This is a genomic window from Chitinophaga sp. YR573, from assembly GCF_900110995.1.
GTDB lineage: Bacteria > Bacteroidota > Bacteroidia > Chitinophagales > Chitinophagaceae > Chitinophaga.
Genome location: NZ_FOJF01000001.1, coordinates 2,948,926 through 2,963,955, shown reverse-complemented (window position 1 = coordinate 2,963,955; position 15,030 = coordinate 2,948,926). Strand labels below are relative to the sequence as shown.

The following is a 15,030-nucleotide window of genomic DNA, read 5'->3' as shown; positions in this document are numbered from 1 at the left end:
TTAAAACATTGATTCAAAACAATATACGTACAATTAACAGGCAAACGCTTACAGATTAATTATTTTTACTATAAAATAAAATATCCTACATTTGCGTTTACCATAAAACATCAAATACTAAAGCTAATTCGCATGCATAGATTAACCTCTGTCTCAATGCTCATAGGCGCCAGTGTCATGTTGTCGATGACTGCCTGCAACAAAAGCGGCAGCGGTGGCAAAAAGGCAAAATCTTCGGCCACTGGCTGGAACTATAACGATCCTAAGATGGGTGGTTTTAGTGTAGCCAAGAGCAAAGATCAACAAACTGGTCCGGGTTTAGTTTTCGTGCAAGGTGGTACCTTTGCAATGGGAGCGACCGAACAAGACGTAATGGCTGACTGGAATAACATTCCAAGACGTATTACGGTATCTTCATTTTATATAGATGAAACGGAAGTTGCCAACGTGCACTATCGTGAATATCTGTACTGGCTCCGCAGAATGTATGGAGAATCTTTCCCTGATGTTTTCCGTAAAGCTTTACCGGATACCCTGGTTTGGCGTAGCGAGCTGGCTTATAACGAGCCTCTGGTAGAATACTATTTCCGTCACCCTGCTTATAACGATTATCCGGTAGTAGGTGTTAACTGGAAACAGGCTGTAGACTATTGTAAATGGCGTTCTAACCGTGTAAACGAAAAGATGCTGATCGACAAAGGTTTACTCGGAAAAACTGACATCAACAATCAGGCAGACGATAACACATTCGATACAAAATCATATACCGCTGGTTTATACGAAGGTATTCCCGGTAAGATGAGCAAGGAAACCAAAGCACAGTTTAAGAATGCTGATGGTTCTCCCCGTACTGCTCAATTCGAAGATGGTGTAATGTTACCTAACTACCGTCTCCCAACAGAAGCTGAGTGGGAATACGCTGCACTGGGTTACATTGGCCAGAACCCTGGTCCTTCCAAGAAAGAAGGTAAACGTGGTGAAGAGTTGATCATGAACAAACAGGTGTACTCCTGGGGAACTAACACAAGCGGTCTGAGAGATATCCGCCGCGGAGCATGGCAGGGACAGTTCCTGGCCAACTTCAAACGTGGTTCCGGTGATAACATGGGTATGGCTGGTGGTCTGAATGACCGTGCTTCCATCCCTGGTCCGATCCAATCTTACTTCCCGAACACTTTTGGTATCTATAACATGTCTGGTAACGTTAGCGAGTGGGTACTTGACGTATATCGTCCTCTGAACCCAATCGATGGTGATGACTTTAACTACTTCCGTGGTAACAAGTTCCAGACTACCTATATGAATGGCGAAAACGAACCTGAAAAGGATAGCCTGGGTCACCTGAAAATGCGTGATGTAACCGATGAAGAAAGTGCTAACCGTTTGAACTACCAGAAAGGTGATGTTATCAACTACTTAGATGGTGATACTCTTTCAATGGTTGAATATGGTTATGGTGTTACTTCACTGGTGAACGACAAATCACACGTTGTGAAAGGTGGTAGCTGGAATGACAGAGCTTACTGGCTGTCTCCTGGTGCACGTCGCTTCATGCAGGAAGATATGGCAACCAACACTGTAGGTTTCCGTTGTGCGATGGACCGTGTAGGTAGCCCTGAAGGTAACAAGTTCAAAACTGGTAACCTGTTCAAGAAACAACGTCAGAAGAGATAATTCAAAACTTCTTTATACAAAAAAGGCCCTGGGATAATCCCAGGGCCTTTTTTATTATGATTTAATTTTTTTATGATGGGGCTTCGCTCCATCATAAAAAAATTGAAGGGGTTTTTACAGGGCTTCGCCCTGTACCCAAAAATTAAAGTGAAAGGATCTGTTCTGTGTGATTCTTTGTATCTGGCTTCTTAATGATCTTATCTATTACGCCATTCTCATTGATCAGGAAAGTAGTGCGGTAAACGCCGTCATATGTTTTGCCCATCATCTGCTTTTCTCCAAATACACCATACTGGGTTACGATCTCTTTATTATCGTCTGCCAGTAAAGGGAAAGGAAGATCATATTTCTCTGCAAATTTCTGATGACTCTTTTCTCCGTCTACGCTTACGCCTACTACAGCATAACCTTTCTTCAGCAATGCATCATAGTTATCACGCAGGTTACAGGCTTGTGCAGTACAACCTGGTGTCATATCCTTCGGATAGAAATACAGAATTACTTTTTTCCCTTTCAGATCACTGAGGGTTAATTCCTTTCCTGACTGGTCTTTTCCTTTGAAAACGGGTGCTTTATCTCCTTCTTTTAAATGTGTCATAACTATCTGATAAAGGTGAATGTTTTGGTACCTATGTTACCTGCAACATCTGTTACAGTGAGTTTGAGTGTATGAGAACCTGCAGGGCAATGTTCATCAAAAGTATATGTGATGACGTTACTCTTGCGGGAGAACATCAGCCAATGGCCGTCTAATTCTGCCCGGTAACTTTTAATGCCGCTGTTATCGCTGATAGAGAACGTCAGTTTCGCAGCCTTTGACAGGTTAACACCATTTTTTAAAGCGCTTGTAATTTTAGGCGCAATGGTATCTGCTTCCAGATGGAAGTTGCCAAAATCGCGGAACTTAGCAGTGAACCAGCCATTCTCATAAGTAGTACCAGCAATATCCTCTCCAAGTCCTTCGCGTACCATCACGATCTTACTCTGCAAATCAGCAGAAACAGGCTTGTTGGGCCTCATGCGCAGGGTAAAATAATTATGCACGGGAATTAATGGAGTATTGAGATGCAGGGTAGCGGAATAAGCTTTAGGAGTAGATGGCAGTTCTGCATAGTTGAAACAGATCTGATCATACAAGGCTGTTTCTTCCATGGAAAACTCTACCTGGTTGTTCTCAAATATATTGCGGGACTCTGCATACATCATATTGGCACACTTAGGCACTGCAGCAGCTTCCCCACTCTGTTGCAGAGAGAGCTTCACTGTGCTGGTATTTCCGTAGGCATCCTTCACCAGCAGTTTTACCGGATGAGGCTTACCATCGGAAAGGTCTAGCACACCATCTCCCTGAACATCCTTGTAAATATCCAGTTTATTACCTGGAAGGGAGAACAGGAGCTGCAGATATGGCCCTCCGCTCTTCTTTGTTTTATAATCGATATGGGCATTGATATAACGGGAGTCCTCAAAAGCAATGTTATCCAGCTGAAAACCACTGTTAGGCACGTCCCTGTCGAACAGTACTACTTCGTAGATGCCATAAGAATTAGGCGCCACGCCCATACGGTCTACCGCATTGATCCCCAGTCCGGCCTGTGTTGCCTTTACAGGGATTACCGCCTGTGTGGTCACATATTCCCCATTCACCTTTTTCACGGGAACCATCTGTGGTGTCTGATCATAGAGGCTCTTATCCATATCATAGATGGCTATACGGTATACATCCGGGGCACGGCTGTCTGGTATGTCAAAGCCGAATAATAAAGGATTCAGCGGTTTTTCTGATTGAGTACCCCTGATTTCGAAGTGTACGTGCGGACCGGCAGAACCGCCGGTATTGCCACTCCAGGCAACAAAGTCGCCCTTCTTTACAGGAAATTTCCCTGCGGGGATTTTGAGATCGGTGGCCCAGCTTTCAGCAGCATACTCCTGTTGCTTCACATATTCTTCCAGTGCCGGGAAAAAGCGGTTCAGGTGTCCGTACACAGTAGTATACCCATTAGGGTGGGTAATATACAGTACATTACCGTAACCCACATGGGATACACCAATACGGCTTACATAACCGTCTGCGGCGGCATGCACCGCCAGATTCTCTTTTTGCTGGGTCTTAATATCAATACCTGCATGAAAATGGTTGGGACGAAGTTCCCCGAAATTACCAGCCAGCTGAATGGGGATGTTCAGTGGATTGCGGAAATATCCCTGTGGATAGTTTTTTCCCGGTAATTGCGCATGTAACAGCTGAGGTAATAAAAAGCATAACCCGAATATTCGCTTCATCATGTTGCAAATGTAAGAAGTGCTGGTAAAAAAGCCGATTTTGCCCTTACATTTGTAGCAAATGATGAAGAGCAAATTAAGAGAGGTACTGATCCACATTGGCGGATGCGTCACTTTCCTGGCGCTTCCTATTGTTTTTTCGCCGGATGCGAACAGTATAGCCGATGTATGGAAGTATGCACCTGCACTGAAGGATTTTCTGGTGTACCTTTCACTGATCCTCTTCTTTTATTTCAACTTCTTCTTTTTAATCCCTGTCTTTTACTTCAAACGGAATTATACCGGGTTCTTCCTTATCTCCTTTGTATGCTTTGCAGTGGTTGTATTATTGCCTAATGCAGTGGTAAAGGAAGATAACGGCTTTGAGAAATCAGCCTACAGACCCGAACGGCCAGAAAGAGCGGAACCACCAGAAGGAGCAAAACCGCCTCCGCCACCACCGGATGAAAGATTCTCCATACAGCCATCACCGCCCCATATGCCGGAGGAACAGCATACTTCAAATATGCCGGTACAGCAACATACTTCCAAATCGCTTCTGCTGGATGTGGGTCACCAGGTATTCCTGTTCCTTGCTGTATTCTTCTTTTCCCTGATCCTGAAAATCAGCAACCGCTGGCGACAATCTGAAAAGGAGAAACTGAACGCGGAGCTTTCCTATCTCAAGGCACAGATCAACCCTCATTTTTTATTCAATACCCTTAACAGTATTTATTCCCTGGCTATTGATAAATCTGACCAGACACCGGCAGCGATCGTAAAGTTATCCGGCATGATGCGCTATGTAATCAGCGATTCAGGGCATCATCTTGTTTCTCTATCTAAAGAAATTGATTATATCAATAATTATATTGCATTGCAGAAGATCCGCTTCGGTAATGCAGTGCCATTATCTTTCAGGGTGAGCGGTGTATATGTGGGAGAACAGATTGCTCCTCTCATCCTTATCTCTTTTGTAGAAAATGCATTCAAACATGGAGTGAATGCTGCGGAAGATTCAGATATACGGATAGAGATCAACATCACACTGCATCAACTGCATTTTACTGCATTTAATAATAAAGTGACTGTACAGGAAATGCCGGAAGACAAAGGCGGACTGGGGATCGTGAATACCAGGAAGCGGCTGGAATTACTATATCCCGGCAGGCATACACTGGAGATCATTGATGATCCTAATTATTTCTCTGTTTCACTGTTATTACAATTAACATGATGATACAAGCTATTGCAATAGATGATGAAATACCGGCGCTGAAAGTATTGGAAAACTTTTGCGCGAAGGTGGATTATATCCATCTGCAGCAAACATTTAATCAGCCCGATAAAGCGTTGAAGTATCTCTGTAAATCACCTGTGGATTTATTGTTTCTGGATATCAATATGCCATCTATCACAGGTACCGATTTATACAGGTCCATAGAGCAAAAGATGATGGTGATTTTTACTACTGCGCATAGTGAATATGCTGTAGAAGGGTTTAATCTCAATGCACTGGATTATCTGCTGAAGCCTTTTACATTTGAACGTTTCTTACAGGCTGCTGAAAAAGCGAAGCTGTTTCAACCTCCTCCTCCACCGCTTATTTTCAGGATAGATTATAGTTTAGTAAAAGTGAATCCTCCTGATATATTATTTATTGAGGGATTAGATGATTATCTCAAAATACATCTGTTGCAGCAACCACCTTTAATAGTGCGTATGACGATGAAGGCTATGATGGAAAAACTACCGGCCAGTGCATTTGTAAGGGTACACAGATCTTTCATTGTGCCATTGGCACATATAGAGCAGGTGCGTAATAAAATTATTTTAATAGCGGGGAATGAGATACCTGTAGGAAGTAGTTATGAGGCAGGTTTTTTCAGTCAGTTTAAGATGTAAAAAAAACCGGCTTCATTAGAAGCCGGCCCGGAAGAATTATTTTGCTTCTCCTAATTTATGTCTCTTAGGATAATTGAATAACCAGCTTGTTATTAACGGAATCAGGAAGATAGAAACAGTGAGTATGGAAGTAGCCCAATCTGCTTCATGACTTTCCAGGAACTTAGTGATACCAGTTTCCGGATAGAAGTGTTCGTATAAAGACAACATCAGTTTTATACCTAATACACCAATTACCAGGAAAGCGGCTGTTTCCAGGAAAGGGAATTTTTCCATCAGCGTTACAAAGCCCTGTGCAACAAAACGCATAGCCAGGATACCGATGAATACACCAGTCCAGATCAATATGATGTTATCACTGAAAGCGACTGCTGCAAATACGTTATCGATAGAGAAGGCAAGGTCCATCAGTTCCACCAATGCTACGGTAGCCCAGAACTGACCCATCCATCCTACTGTAGCTTTATATAACCAGTTACTACTTTTATCTACGACTTCCTCTTCAACTGCTTCAGCAGCTTTGGCTTTGGCTGCTTTACTTTTAAAGTAATCAAAAGTGAGATATAAAAGGTATAAACCGCCCAATGGCTTCAACCACCACACTTTTATGAGGAATGATGCGAACAGCAGACAGATACCACGGAAAAAGTAAGCACCAATGATACCATACTTTAATGCTTTGTTACGTTTTTCTTTGGGTAAGTCCATTACCATTGTTGCCAATACTGCTGCATTATCCACAGACAACAGGCTTTCAATAATGATCAGGTTCCCTACGATCAGTAAAGCGGGAATCGGGTTATTAATGATCTGTTGAATTAATTCGTTCATTTGCTGATAGGTTTTAAGTTTCGGTGTAAATCTAGCCCGTTTCCGTCATCAATACAAGCTCAATTATTCTATATCAGCTGTAATTCAGGTTTTAAGACCAGTTGCCAGTAGGGTACCGTTTTCTGCAGATAATTGAAAAGATAGGTAGCATTTTCCCGGTATTCCTTCATCTGGTGGTAGTTATTACCCAGGCAGCAGTCGCCCAGTTCCAGCAGAAAAGCGGCTGACTGCAGCAACAACAGGTCTTCAAACTCCTGTGCAGGGGCGTGCAGCAGATACTTCACTACCCGGGTATTGAACCGGAAAGAGGGGCCTTTTAATATTTCAACCAGGTTTGGCAGAGAGTTGACGGTATAATAATTCAGTTTGTTTTCGATATTGGGATGGATATCCATGTTATGTAACTGGGCATAATAAAGGAAATAAGCATCATTACTCAGTGCATAGCCTTCCAGCAGGTTGCGGATAATCAGTTCATGGCTGCCTGTAATACGGATATCATCAGTAAAGATCAGTGTTTTATCCTGCAGGAATTCTTTATCAAGATGATACTTATCGTTGATGATAAGGGCTTTCCTGCTTTGCATATCCAAAGCACCGTAATCAATACTGTATGTTTTGAAACGGTGTATTTTGGAAGTTTCAGCAGGACTACGGCCATTCATACACAGAAAGCGGTTCAGTACTTTCGTAAATGCAAGCGTCAGGAAATAAGACGCCGTGGGTATTGCGGTGTAAGGGCTGGGTAATATCACCAGTTGTTCGCTTTGTAACAGAGCGGTACCATGTGTGGTGATGAATCCGTTGGCAAGGGCTGTTCCAAATGCATCCGCAGCAATGCCATCTCCAAATTTAAACCGGCTGTAGGCAGCCGGATCAAATGAGAATTCATTAGCATCTACGATGCGATGTAGGGCAAATACATCTTTCATAAACAACTTGTTTAAGGGTTAATTTTAGGGCAATTCCCTGCTGTACGTTTACTCCCGCCTCCGTTCAGTTCGCGTATAAGTTACAGAATGCGGTCTCCTTTCTTTTAATAGGCATAGTTTTTAAGTATATCCATGAAACTGTCTGTAGCCTGTGGATCTCCTATGGCCCTGAATTTCCAGGTACCATCTTTACGGTATACTTCTGCAAACACCATTGCGCACATATTATTATAAGCGCTGTTGGCAGAGAGGTTGAACTTCGCGATTTCTTTTCCTTTACTATCTACCGCACGTATGAATGCGTTTTCTACTCCACCGAAATGCTGATTGCGCTGACGCCCCTGATAGATAGTTACCATAAAGAGGATCTTATCGTATTTGGGATCGAGGCTTTCCAGCTTTACAATGATTTGTTCATCATCACCATCGCCTGCACCGGTGCGGTTATCACCTGTGAGCCAGATGTTACCGGAAGGGTGTTTCATGCTATTGAAAAATATCACGTCGCTTCCGGATAAACCGATATTGCGGCCATCGCTTGTTTTAACGGTTTTGCCCAGGTCTGCCACTTTCCCATTTTTATCCAGCAGAAAAGCTATTGCATCCAGATCGAATTCATCTTCTTTTGCACCACCCAGTAATTTCCCCAGGAATCCACCACCACTGTTCTTTTTGCGGATATCCCATCCCAATCCTATTGTTACGGTAGACAGATCAAAACTTTCTCCGTTGTCGTTTTTACGCAGGTCGATAGTCTGACCTTTTACAAGATTTATAGCCATGTGTCTGAAGGTTTTATTTAATGATCTGTCCTTTGTAATATTTGGAGAGGAAATAAGCAAGGTCTTCTTTGTAACCGATACCAGAGGCTTCGAAGCGCCATTTACCATCACGGTTGTAGAGGCGTCCGAATTCAACGCCTGTTTCTATGGAGAAGTCTTCACCCAGTTCATACTTTGCAATTTCTTCACCATCGGCATTATTAACGATACGGATATACGAATCCCGTACTTGTCCGAAGTTTTGTCTTCTGCTGGTAGCTTCATGAATGGTCACTACAAACAGGATTTCTTTGATATCCTGATTTACTTTAGAGAGATCTATTTTAATAATTTCATCATCTCCGCCTGCGCTGTTACCGCCGGTAGGATCATCGCCGGAATGGTGTAAGGCTTCATCCGGAGAAGTTGTATTACCGTAGAAAACGAAGTATCCTTCCAATGGAATCAAGCGGTTGGCATCTATCATGAAGGCAGATGCATCAAGATCAAAAGCGCCTCCTGTACCTTCATTCGGATTCCATCCCAAACCTACACTAATATTGGAAAGTCCTATATCAATCTTTTGTCCCTTTTGTAAGTTAATTGCCATGAAAAGTCAGATTTATGTTGTTACCTCTGGTCAGCAAACAATAAAATTAAAATTAAGTATTCAGGGGTGAATTTGAAGAAAAGTTTTTGTTATTAAAAACCGTTCCTCAAAATGTTAATATCGTATTAATAATCATAACTATCCTACTGATAAGCAACACTCTTTTTCTGGCTAAACAATAATTCCCTGTCATTATGCACCTACAGGGAACGATTAAATTCCGTACTTTAGCCGCGCCAAAGCGGAAAAACCTTATGTCAATTACAGTTACACAGTTAAGCAAGGTATACGGGGAACAGCGGGCGGTGGATGACATCTCGTTTTCCCTTAATAAGGGAGAAGTGGTAGGTTTCCTGGGACCAAATGGTGCCGGCAAAAGTACTACCATGAAGATGATCACCGGGTATCTGCCGCTCAGTGGTGGTCAGGCCAGTGTTTGCGGCTATGATGTGGTAACCCATCCTATGGAAGTAAGGCAACGCGTCGGTTATCTGCCGGAGGCGAATCCCCTGTATTTTGATATGTATATAAAGGAGTTCCTTGGCTTTGTTGCCCAGGTACATAAACTGGGTGCGAACAGTGATAAGCGGATAGCTGAAATCATTGCCCTCACCGGTTTGCTGCCTGAAAGCAAAAAGAAGATAGGCGCTCTTTCCAAAGGTTATAAACAGCGTGTGGGACTGGCTCAGGCATTATTACATGATCCCGAAGTGCTGATCCTGGATGAACCCACTTCCGGTTTAGATCCTAACCAGCTGGCAGATATCCGCCAGGTGATCAAAGATCTGGGGCAGAATAAGACAGTGGTGCTGAGCACGCATATCATGCAGGAAGTAGAGGCAATGTGCAGCAGGGTGATCATTATCAACAAAGGGAAAATCATTGCGGATGATTCTTTACAGAATTTACAACAAGGTGGCACCGAAAATGGTTATATACAGGTATCCTTTGGGGAGCCACTTCCTTCCCCATCAGATTTAGAACAACTGGCCGGAGTGATACGTATTAAACAGCAGGATGCCCAGACGTGGCAGCTATTTGCTGCGAATATAGAAGAGGTGCAGAAAAACCTCTTACAATTTGCTTTGATAAATAACCGGAACATCCTTTCTTTGCAGAGCAATTCGCAAAGCCTGGAAGCAATATTCAGGCAGTTAACGACCGACAAGCCTCAGGCTACAAGGTAGCGACGCTTGCGTGTTGCGGCTTGAAGCTTATTTAAAATAATAAAACAACTTTACAAAGATGAGTATCATTTCAGAAATCCATGCCAGGCAAATCCTTGACAGCCGTGGAAATCCAACGGTAGAAGTAGATGTAACCACAGAAGATGGTCATTTTGGCCGTGCTGCCGTACCGTCCGGTGCTTCTACAGGTAAACATGAAGCAGTTGAGCTGCGTGATAACGACAAATCCGTATACATGGGTAAAGGCGTTCTGCAGGCTGTTAACAATATCAACGAAATCATTGCGGAAGAACTTGTTGGATGGGATATTAAGGACCAGGCCGGTATTGACAAGTTTCTGATTGAGCTGGATGGCACAGAAAACAAAGGTAAACTGGGTGCTAACGCTACCCTGGCTGTGAGCATGGCCGTTGCCAAAGCTGCTGCTGAAGAAGTGAACCTGCCCCTGTACCGTTACCTGGGTGGTGTAAACGCTACTACCCTGCCTATTCCTTTGATGAACATCATCAATGGTGGTGCACATGCTGATAACAAAATCGACTTCCAGGAATTTATGATCGTTCCTTTTGGCGCTCCTTCTTTCTCTGAAGGTCTGCGTTGGGGTGTTGAAATCTTCCATCACCTGAAATCCGTTCTGAAAAAGAAGGGTTACAGCACTAACGTAGGTGATGAAGGTGGTTTTGCTCCTGAAATCCAGAGCAATGAAGAAGCAATCGAAACAGTACTGCAGGCTATCGAAGCGGCTGGTTACAAACCAGGTGAGCAGGTAGGTATCGCACTGGATGCTGCAAGCAGTGAAATGTACGATGATGCTACTAAAACTTACAAATTCTACAAAAGCTCTCAGAAAGTAATCAGCAGCGATGAAATGGTTGCTTACTGGGCTGAGTGGTGCAGTAAATATCCTATCGTTTCTATTGAAGACGGTATGGCTGAAGACGATTGGGCTGGCTGGAAAAAAATGACCGAAGTTTTAGGTGATAAAATACAGCTGGTAGGTGATGACCTGTTCGTTACCAACGTAAAACGCCTGAAACAAGGTATTGATCAGAATATCGCTAACAGCATCCTGATCAAGGTAAACCAGATCGGTACTGTTACTGAAACGATCGATGCAGTAAACATGGCTCACAAAGCTGGTTACACTTCTATCATGAGTCACCGTTCCGGCGAAACCGAAGACACTACTATTGCTGACCTGGCAGTAGCATTGAACTGCGGTCAGATCAAAACCGGTTCTGCTTCCCGTACAGACCGTATGGCTAAATACAACCAGTTACTCCGTATTGAAGAGGAATTGGATGAAGTGGCTTTTTATCCGGGAAAAACCGTTAAATTTAGTAAGAAATAACCTTCAGATTGGATTTCGTGCATTTCCGGGATTTGATCTTTGATTGCCGATATTTTAATTAGTGGTCGATATTTCCGGGTTTTGAGTTACTTCAAAACCCGGATTTTTTTAAAAATTCAATTGTATGTCCAGACTTAAATCCATCAAAATACCCGCTTACATGAAAAATAAGTTTTTCATTGCTGCAGTGGCATTTGTGGTATGGCTGTCATCTATGGACCGTAATAACTTCCTTTCCCAGTACGAATTGCAGTCTGAGGTGAACAAACTGGAAGATCAGAAGGCCTTTTTCCAGCAGGAAATAGACCAAACCCGCAAAGAACAGCAGGAATTACTCTCCAGCCCGGAGAAACTGGAAAAATTCGCCCGGGAAAAGTACCTGATGAAAAAGGATAATGAAGACCTGTTCATTATCACAGAGAAAAAGTAACGTTAATCCGCATCCACTCCGCTTTCCGTTTAATTCGGTTATATTTAGTTTCGAAATATTTCATTTATTTTGACAATACATTCTGCACAATCTCCGTTATACTGTTATGAATTAGTCTTTTACAAAAAAACACATTTGCATGGGGAATTCTACAAACCTTTTTTCTACTTTATATTCTGTAACTGATAGCGCCAATAAACTACACAAGATGACAGATCAAGACCCGGAACTATCACGTGAAGAACAGATTTGTTTTAATCAAACACGTAAAGCGCTTGATACGATCCGTTTTTCTCCAAGACCTGAAACATTGCAGGCAATCTCCGATTACGCTAAAAAAACGCAACCGGCAAAATAAGTGACTGTTTAGCAGGTATAATTGCTCCCATTTTGCCCTACCTTTGCGCGGTATGACAAAGAAAGAACGCTTTGCCTTTGTACTCAGCTACTTCGAAGAACATGCTCCCAATGCTGAAACGGAGCTGATCTATGACAATCCCTACCAGTTACTGGTAGCCGTGATCCTGTCTGCCCAATGTACAGATAAGCGTGTTAACATGACCACGCCCGCTATCTTTAAAAATTACCCGGATGTGGAAGCACTCAGCACCGCCACATTTGAGGATCTCTTCCCTCTTATACGCAGTATCAGTTATCCAAACAATAAGACCAAACACCTGATAGGTATGGCCCAAATGGTTGTGGAGAATTTTCACGGAGAGATACCCTCTACCGTGGAAGAACTCGTTACCCTGCCTGGCGTGGGCCGTAAAACAGCCAATGTAATCACCTCTGTGGTACACCATCAGCCCAATATGGCCGTAGATACACATGTATTCCGTGTATCAGCACGGATTGGTCTTACCACCAACGCCACTACCCCTCTTCAAACCGAAAAGCAACTCCTGAAATATATACCGGAAGAAAAGGTGCACATTGCCCATCACTGGCTAATTTTGCACGGCCGTTATATTTGTGTGGCCCGTACACCTAAATGTGGTGAATGCGGACTGCGGCCTGTGTGTAAATACTATCATTCCCTTGTAAAAGGTAGCTAATATGGTCAAACCCTTCCTTACCGCTGAGTGGCGCAACCTGCTCATGATCAACTTTGAAGCAGATCCTGCTGTATTACAGCCATTTGTACCACATCATACTGAACTGGATACCTGGAATAATACCCATTATGCCAGCCTGGTAGGCTTCCTTTTTACCAATACCAAAGTGATGGGACTCTCCCTCCCCTTTCACCGTCATTTTGAAGAGGTGAATCTCCGGTTTTATGTACGGTATAAAGAAGACGGTATCTGGAAACGGGGTGTTGTATTTGTAAAAGAAGTAGTGCCTAAAAGGATGATCACCTTTGTAGCCAATACTGTATACAAGGAGAAATATGCCACTCATCCGATGCGCCATTCCTGGAAACATACAGATGAACAACTGGAAGTAGCTTATGAATGGAAAGTAGGACAGCACTGGAATTATCTGAAAGCTACTGCCTCTTCAGAGGCGCTTCCTATTACAGAAGGCAGCGAGGCTTCCTTTATTACAGATCATTACTGGGGATATACAAATATGGGTACTGCCCATAGCGGTGAATACCAGGTTACCCACCCTCAATGGAGAGTACACCCTGTTTCCGCATTCAGTTATCAATGTGATACAGCTGCTCTCTATGGAGAACAATTTGTTCCGATGCTGCAGCAAACACCCCTTTCTGCGTTGCTTGCGGAAGGTTCTGCTATTACAGTTATGCCGAAAAAAATATTATAATACCCGCCACTGGTACCCTAATTTGGAAATTCGATAATATTTTACTTATCTTTTAGCGCTAAACTATAAAGACTAAAAATCGTTATGAAATCACAGACCCGAATTCAATTGTCGTTTATGATGTTCCTGGAGTTTTTTATCTGGGGGTCATGGTTTGTTACGTTGGGAACATTTCTGGGGGCAAATCTTCATGCTAATGGAACACAGATAGGCAATGTATTTTCTACCCAGTCCTATGGTGCAATCATCGCACCTTTTATAATAGGACTGATAGCTGATAAATATTTTAATGCAGAAAAGATCCTGGGAGTGCTGCACCTGATTGGCGCAGGATTGATGTTCCTGATGTTCCGTGCGGATAACATCAGTACATTCTTCCCTTATGTTTTTGGGTATATGGTGGGTTACATGCCAACACTGGCACTGGTGAATTCTGTATCCTTCCGACAGATGACGAATCCGGAGAAAGAGTTTTCTTCTATTCGCATATGGGGAACGATAGGCTGGATAGTGGCCGGTTTACTGATCAGTTATGTTTTCCATTGGGATGGAAAAGCCGGGCTTGAAGCAGGTGAGTTGAAGAATACTTTTGCAATGGGTGGTGTTGCTTCCCTGATCCTGGGAATTTATTCCTTTACCTTGCCTAAAACACCTCCTGTTAAGAATAAAAATGAGAAAGACAGCATTAGCTCTCTTCTTGGACTCGATGCTATTAAACTATTGAAGAACCCTAATTTTGCGGTGTTCTTCGTCTCTTCTATACTTATCTGTATCCCACTGGCATTTTATTATCAGAATGCACATACTTTTATAGAGCAGACAGGTATTGAGAATGTAACAGCGAAAATGTCTATAGGACAGGTTTCTGAGACATTGTTTTTGTTGCTGATCCCTGTATTCTTCAGCAAATTTGGCTTTAAGAAAACCATTCTTATAGGTATGCTGGCATGGGCCGTTCGTTATGCACTTTTTGCATATGGTAACGGAACTGACCTCTCCTTCATGCTGCTGATAGGTATTGCATTACATGGTATCTGTTATGACTTCTTCTTCGTATCCGGACAAATCTACACAGATCAACAGGCAGGCGAAAAATACAAAAGTGCTGCACAGGGTATGATTACACTGGCCACTTATGGTTTTGGAATGTGGATGGGATTCAAGATTGCAGGATTTATTACTGATTACTACACGGCTCATCCTGTTGAGAATTTCTGGCGTCAGGTATGGCTGATACCTGCAGGTATTGCCCTGGCAGTATTCCTGTTGTTCCTGGTATCATTCCGCGACAGCAAAAAACAAGTAGCGTAATAA

16 protein-coding genes are annotated in these 15,030 nt (G+C 43.0%); 10 read left to right on the top strand and 6 right to left on the bottom strand.

The features are described 5' to 3' along the window. The first annotated feature begins 132 nt into the window (after nt 1-132). The gene (locus tag BMW86_RS12540; RefSeq protein ID WP_089782103.1) at nt 133-1,674 is read left to right on the top strand and encodes an SUMF1/EgtB/PvdO family nonheme iron enzyme; all 1,542 of its coding nucleotides are present in this window, start codon (nt 133-135) and stop codon (nt 1,672-1,674) included. 142 nt (nt 1,675-1,816) lie between these two features. On the opposite strand, the gene bcp is transcribed toward BMW86_RS12540, so the two are convergent. Both bcp and BMW86_RS12530 read right to left on the bottom strand, forming a co-directional pair. Then, a complete protein-coding gene (gene bcp / locus BMW86_RS12535) occupies nt 1,817-2,272 on the bottom strand; it encodes a thioredoxin-dependent thiol peroxidase (RefSeq protein WP_089782102.1) in 456 nt (151 codons plus the stop codon). Nucleotides 2,273-2,274: 2 nt separating this feature from the next. Beyond that, nucleotides 2,275-3,960 carry a peptidoglycan DD-metalloendopeptidase family protein gene (locus BMW86_RS12530; protein WP_177189241.1) on the bottom strand — a complete coding sequence of 562 codons (1,686 nt, stop codon included), beginning with the start codon at nt 3,958-3,960 and terminating at the stop codon, nt 2,275-2,277. 58 nt (nt 3,961-4,018) lie between these two features. On the opposite strand from BMW86_RS12530, the gene BMW86_RS12525 reads away from it, so the two are divergent. Beyond that, nucleotides 4,019-5,173: a sensor histidine kinase gene (locus BMW86_RS12525; RefSeq protein WP_089782100.1), complete on the top strand. Its 1,155-nt coding sequence runs from the start codon at nt 4,019-4,021 to the stop codon at nt 5,171-5,173. Continuing rightward, nucleotides 5,170-5,841 carry a LytR/AlgR family response regulator transcription factor gene (locus tag BMW86_RS12520; protein ID WP_089782099.1) on the top strand — a complete coding sequence of 224 codons (672 nt, stop codon included), beginning with the start codon at nt 5,170-5,172 and terminating at the stop codon, nt 5,839-5,841. Before BMW86_RS12525 ends, BMW86_RS12520 begins: the two co-directional genes overlap by 4 nt. 36 nt (nt 5,842-5,877) lie before the next feature. Here BMW86_RS12520 and BMW86_RS12515 read toward each other — a convergent pair whose 3' ends face one another. From BMW86_RS12515 to BMW86_RS12500, 4 genes are all read right to left on the bottom strand, one after another. Continuing rightward, entirely contained in the window at nt 5,878-6,672 is a 795-nt protein-coding gene (locus BMW86_RS12515; protein WP_089782098.1) for a DUF475 domain-containing protein, read from the bottom strand. 68 nt (nt 6,673-6,740) lie between these two features. After that, nucleotides 6,741-7,604 (bottom strand): phosphoribosyltransferase family protein, encoded by an 864-nt coding sequence (locus BMW86_RS12510; protein WP_089782097.1) that lies wholly within the window; start codon nt 7,602-7,604, stop codon nt 6,741-6,743. A gap of 104 nt (nt 7,605-7,708) precedes the next feature. After that, entirely contained in the window at nt 7,709-8,386 is a 678-nt protein-coding gene (locus BMW86_RS12505; protein WP_089782096.1) for a TerD family protein, read from the bottom strand. A 13-nt stretch (nt 8,387-8,399) separates the two neighbouring features. Continuing rightward, entirely contained in the window at nt 8,400-8,975 is a 576-nt protein-coding gene (locus tag BMW86_RS12500; protein ID WP_089782095.1) for a TerD family protein, read from the bottom strand. Nucleotides 8,976-9,229: 254 nt separating this feature from the next. Here BMW86_RS12500 and gldA point away from each other — a divergent pair, with 254 nt between their 5' ends. From gldA to BMW86_RS12465, 7 genes are all read left to right on the top strand, one after another. Beyond that, a complete protein-coding gene (gene gldA, locus BMW86_RS12495; protein ID WP_089782094.1) occupies nt 9,230-10,162 on the top strand; it encodes a gliding motility-associated ABC transporter ATP-binding subunit GldA in 933 nt (310 codons plus the stop codon). Between the two features lie 58 nt (nt 10,163-10,220). Beyond that, the gene (eno, locus tag BMW86_RS12490; RefSeq protein ID WP_089782093.1) at nt 10,221-11,513 is read left to right on the top strand and encodes a phosphopyruvate hydratase; all 1,293 of its coding nucleotides are present in this window, start codon (nt 10,221-10,223) and stop codon (nt 11,511-11,513) included. Nucleotides 11,514-11,637: 124 nt separating this feature from the next. Next, nucleotides 11,638-11,943: an FtsB family cell division protein gene (locus BMW86_RS12485; protein ID WP_089782092.1), complete on the top strand. Its 306-nt coding sequence runs from the start codon at nt 11,638-11,640 to the stop codon at nt 11,941-11,943. A gap of 208 nt (nt 11,944-12,151) precedes the next feature. Beyond that, entirely contained in the window at nt 12,152-12,301 is a 150-nt protein-coding gene (locus BMW86_RS32795; RefSeq protein WP_177189240.1) for a hypothetical protein, read from the top strand. Between the two features lie 52 nt (nt 12,302-12,353). Then, nucleotides 12,354-13,001, top strand: a complete 648-nt coding sequence (nth, locus tag BMW86_RS12475; protein ID WP_089782090.1) for an endonuclease III — start codon at nt 12,354-12,356, stop codon at nt 12,999-13,001. A 1-nt stretch (nt 13,002) separates the two neighbouring features. Further along, a complete protein-coding gene (locus tag BMW86_RS12470; RefSeq protein ID WP_089782089.1) occupies nt 13,003-13,716 on the top strand; it encodes a YqjF family protein in 714 nt (237 codons plus the stop codon). Between the two features lie 84 nt (nt 13,717-13,800). Further along, on the top strand, nt 13,801-15,027 hold the full coding sequence (locus tag BMW86_RS12465) for a nucleoside permease (protein ID WP_089782088.1): 1,227 nt from the start codon (nt 13,801-13,803) through the stop codon (nt 15,025-15,027). The last annotated feature ends 3 nt before the right edge of the window (nt 15,028-15,030 follow it).

Excerpts from the sequence above, each read along its gene's own strand:
- eno (WP_089782093.1), top strand. The coding sequence starts at position 10,221 with ATGAGTATCATTTCAGAAATCCATGCCAGGCAAATCCTTGACAGCCGT.
- nth (WP_089782090.1), top strand. The coding sequence starts at position 12,354 with ATGACAAAGAAAGAACGCTTTGCCTTTGTACTCAGCTACTTCGAAGAA.
- BMW86_RS12515 (WP_089782098.1), bottom strand. The coding sequence starts at position 6,672 with ATGAACGAATTAATTCAACAGATCATTAATAACCCGATTCCCGCTTTA.
- BMW86_RS32795 (WP_177189240.1), top strand. The coding sequence starts at position 12,152 with ATGACAGATCAAGACCCGGAACTATCACGTGAAGAACAGATTTGTTTT.
- BMW86_RS12470 (WP_089782089.1), top strand. The coding sequence starts at position 13,003 with ATGGTCAAACCCTTCCTTACCGCTGAGTGGCGCAACCTGCTCATGATC.
- BMW86_RS12505 (WP_089782096.1), bottom strand. The coding sequence starts at position 8,386 with ATGGCTATAAATCTTGTAAAAGGTCAGACTATCGACCTGCGTAAAAAC.
- bcp (WP_089782102.1), bottom strand. The coding sequence starts at position 2,272 with ATGACACATTTAAAAGAAGGAGATAAAGCACCCGTTTTCAAAGGAAAA.
- BMW86_RS12540 (WP_089782103.1), top strand. The coding sequence starts at position 133 with ATGCATAGATTAACCTCTGTCTCAATGCTCATAGGCGCCAGTGTCATG.
- BMW86_RS12520 (WP_089782099.1), top strand. The coding sequence starts at position 5,170 with ATGATGATACAAGCTATTGCAATAGATGATGAAATACCGGCGCTGAAA.
- BMW86_RS12485 (WP_089782092.1), top strand. The coding sequence starts at position 11,638 with ATGTCCAGACTTAAATCCATCAAAATACCCGCTTACATGAAAAATAAG.
- BMW86_RS12510 (WP_089782097.1), bottom strand. The coding sequence starts at position 7,604 with ATGAAAGATGTATTTGCCCTACATCGCATCGTAGATGCTAATGAATTC.
- gldA (WP_089782094.1), top strand. The coding sequence starts at position 9,230 with ATGTCAATTACAGTTACACAGTTAAGCAAGGTATACGGGGAACAGCGG.
- BMW86_RS12465 (WP_089782088.1), top strand. The coding sequence starts at position 13,801 with ATGAAATCACAGACCCGAATTCAATTGTCGTTTATGATGTTCCTGGAG.
- BMW86_RS12500 (WP_089782095.1), bottom strand. The coding sequence starts at position 8,975 with ATGGCAATTAACTTACAAAAGGGACAAAAGATTGATATAGGACTTTCC.
- BMW86_RS12530 (WP_177189241.1), bottom strand. The coding sequence starts at position 3,960 with ATGATGAAGCGAATATTCGGGTTATGCTTTTTATTACCTCAGCTGTTA.
- BMW86_RS12525 (WP_089782100.1), top strand. The coding sequence starts at position 4,019 with ATGATGAAGAGCAAATTAAGAGAGGTACTGATCCACATTGGCGGATGC.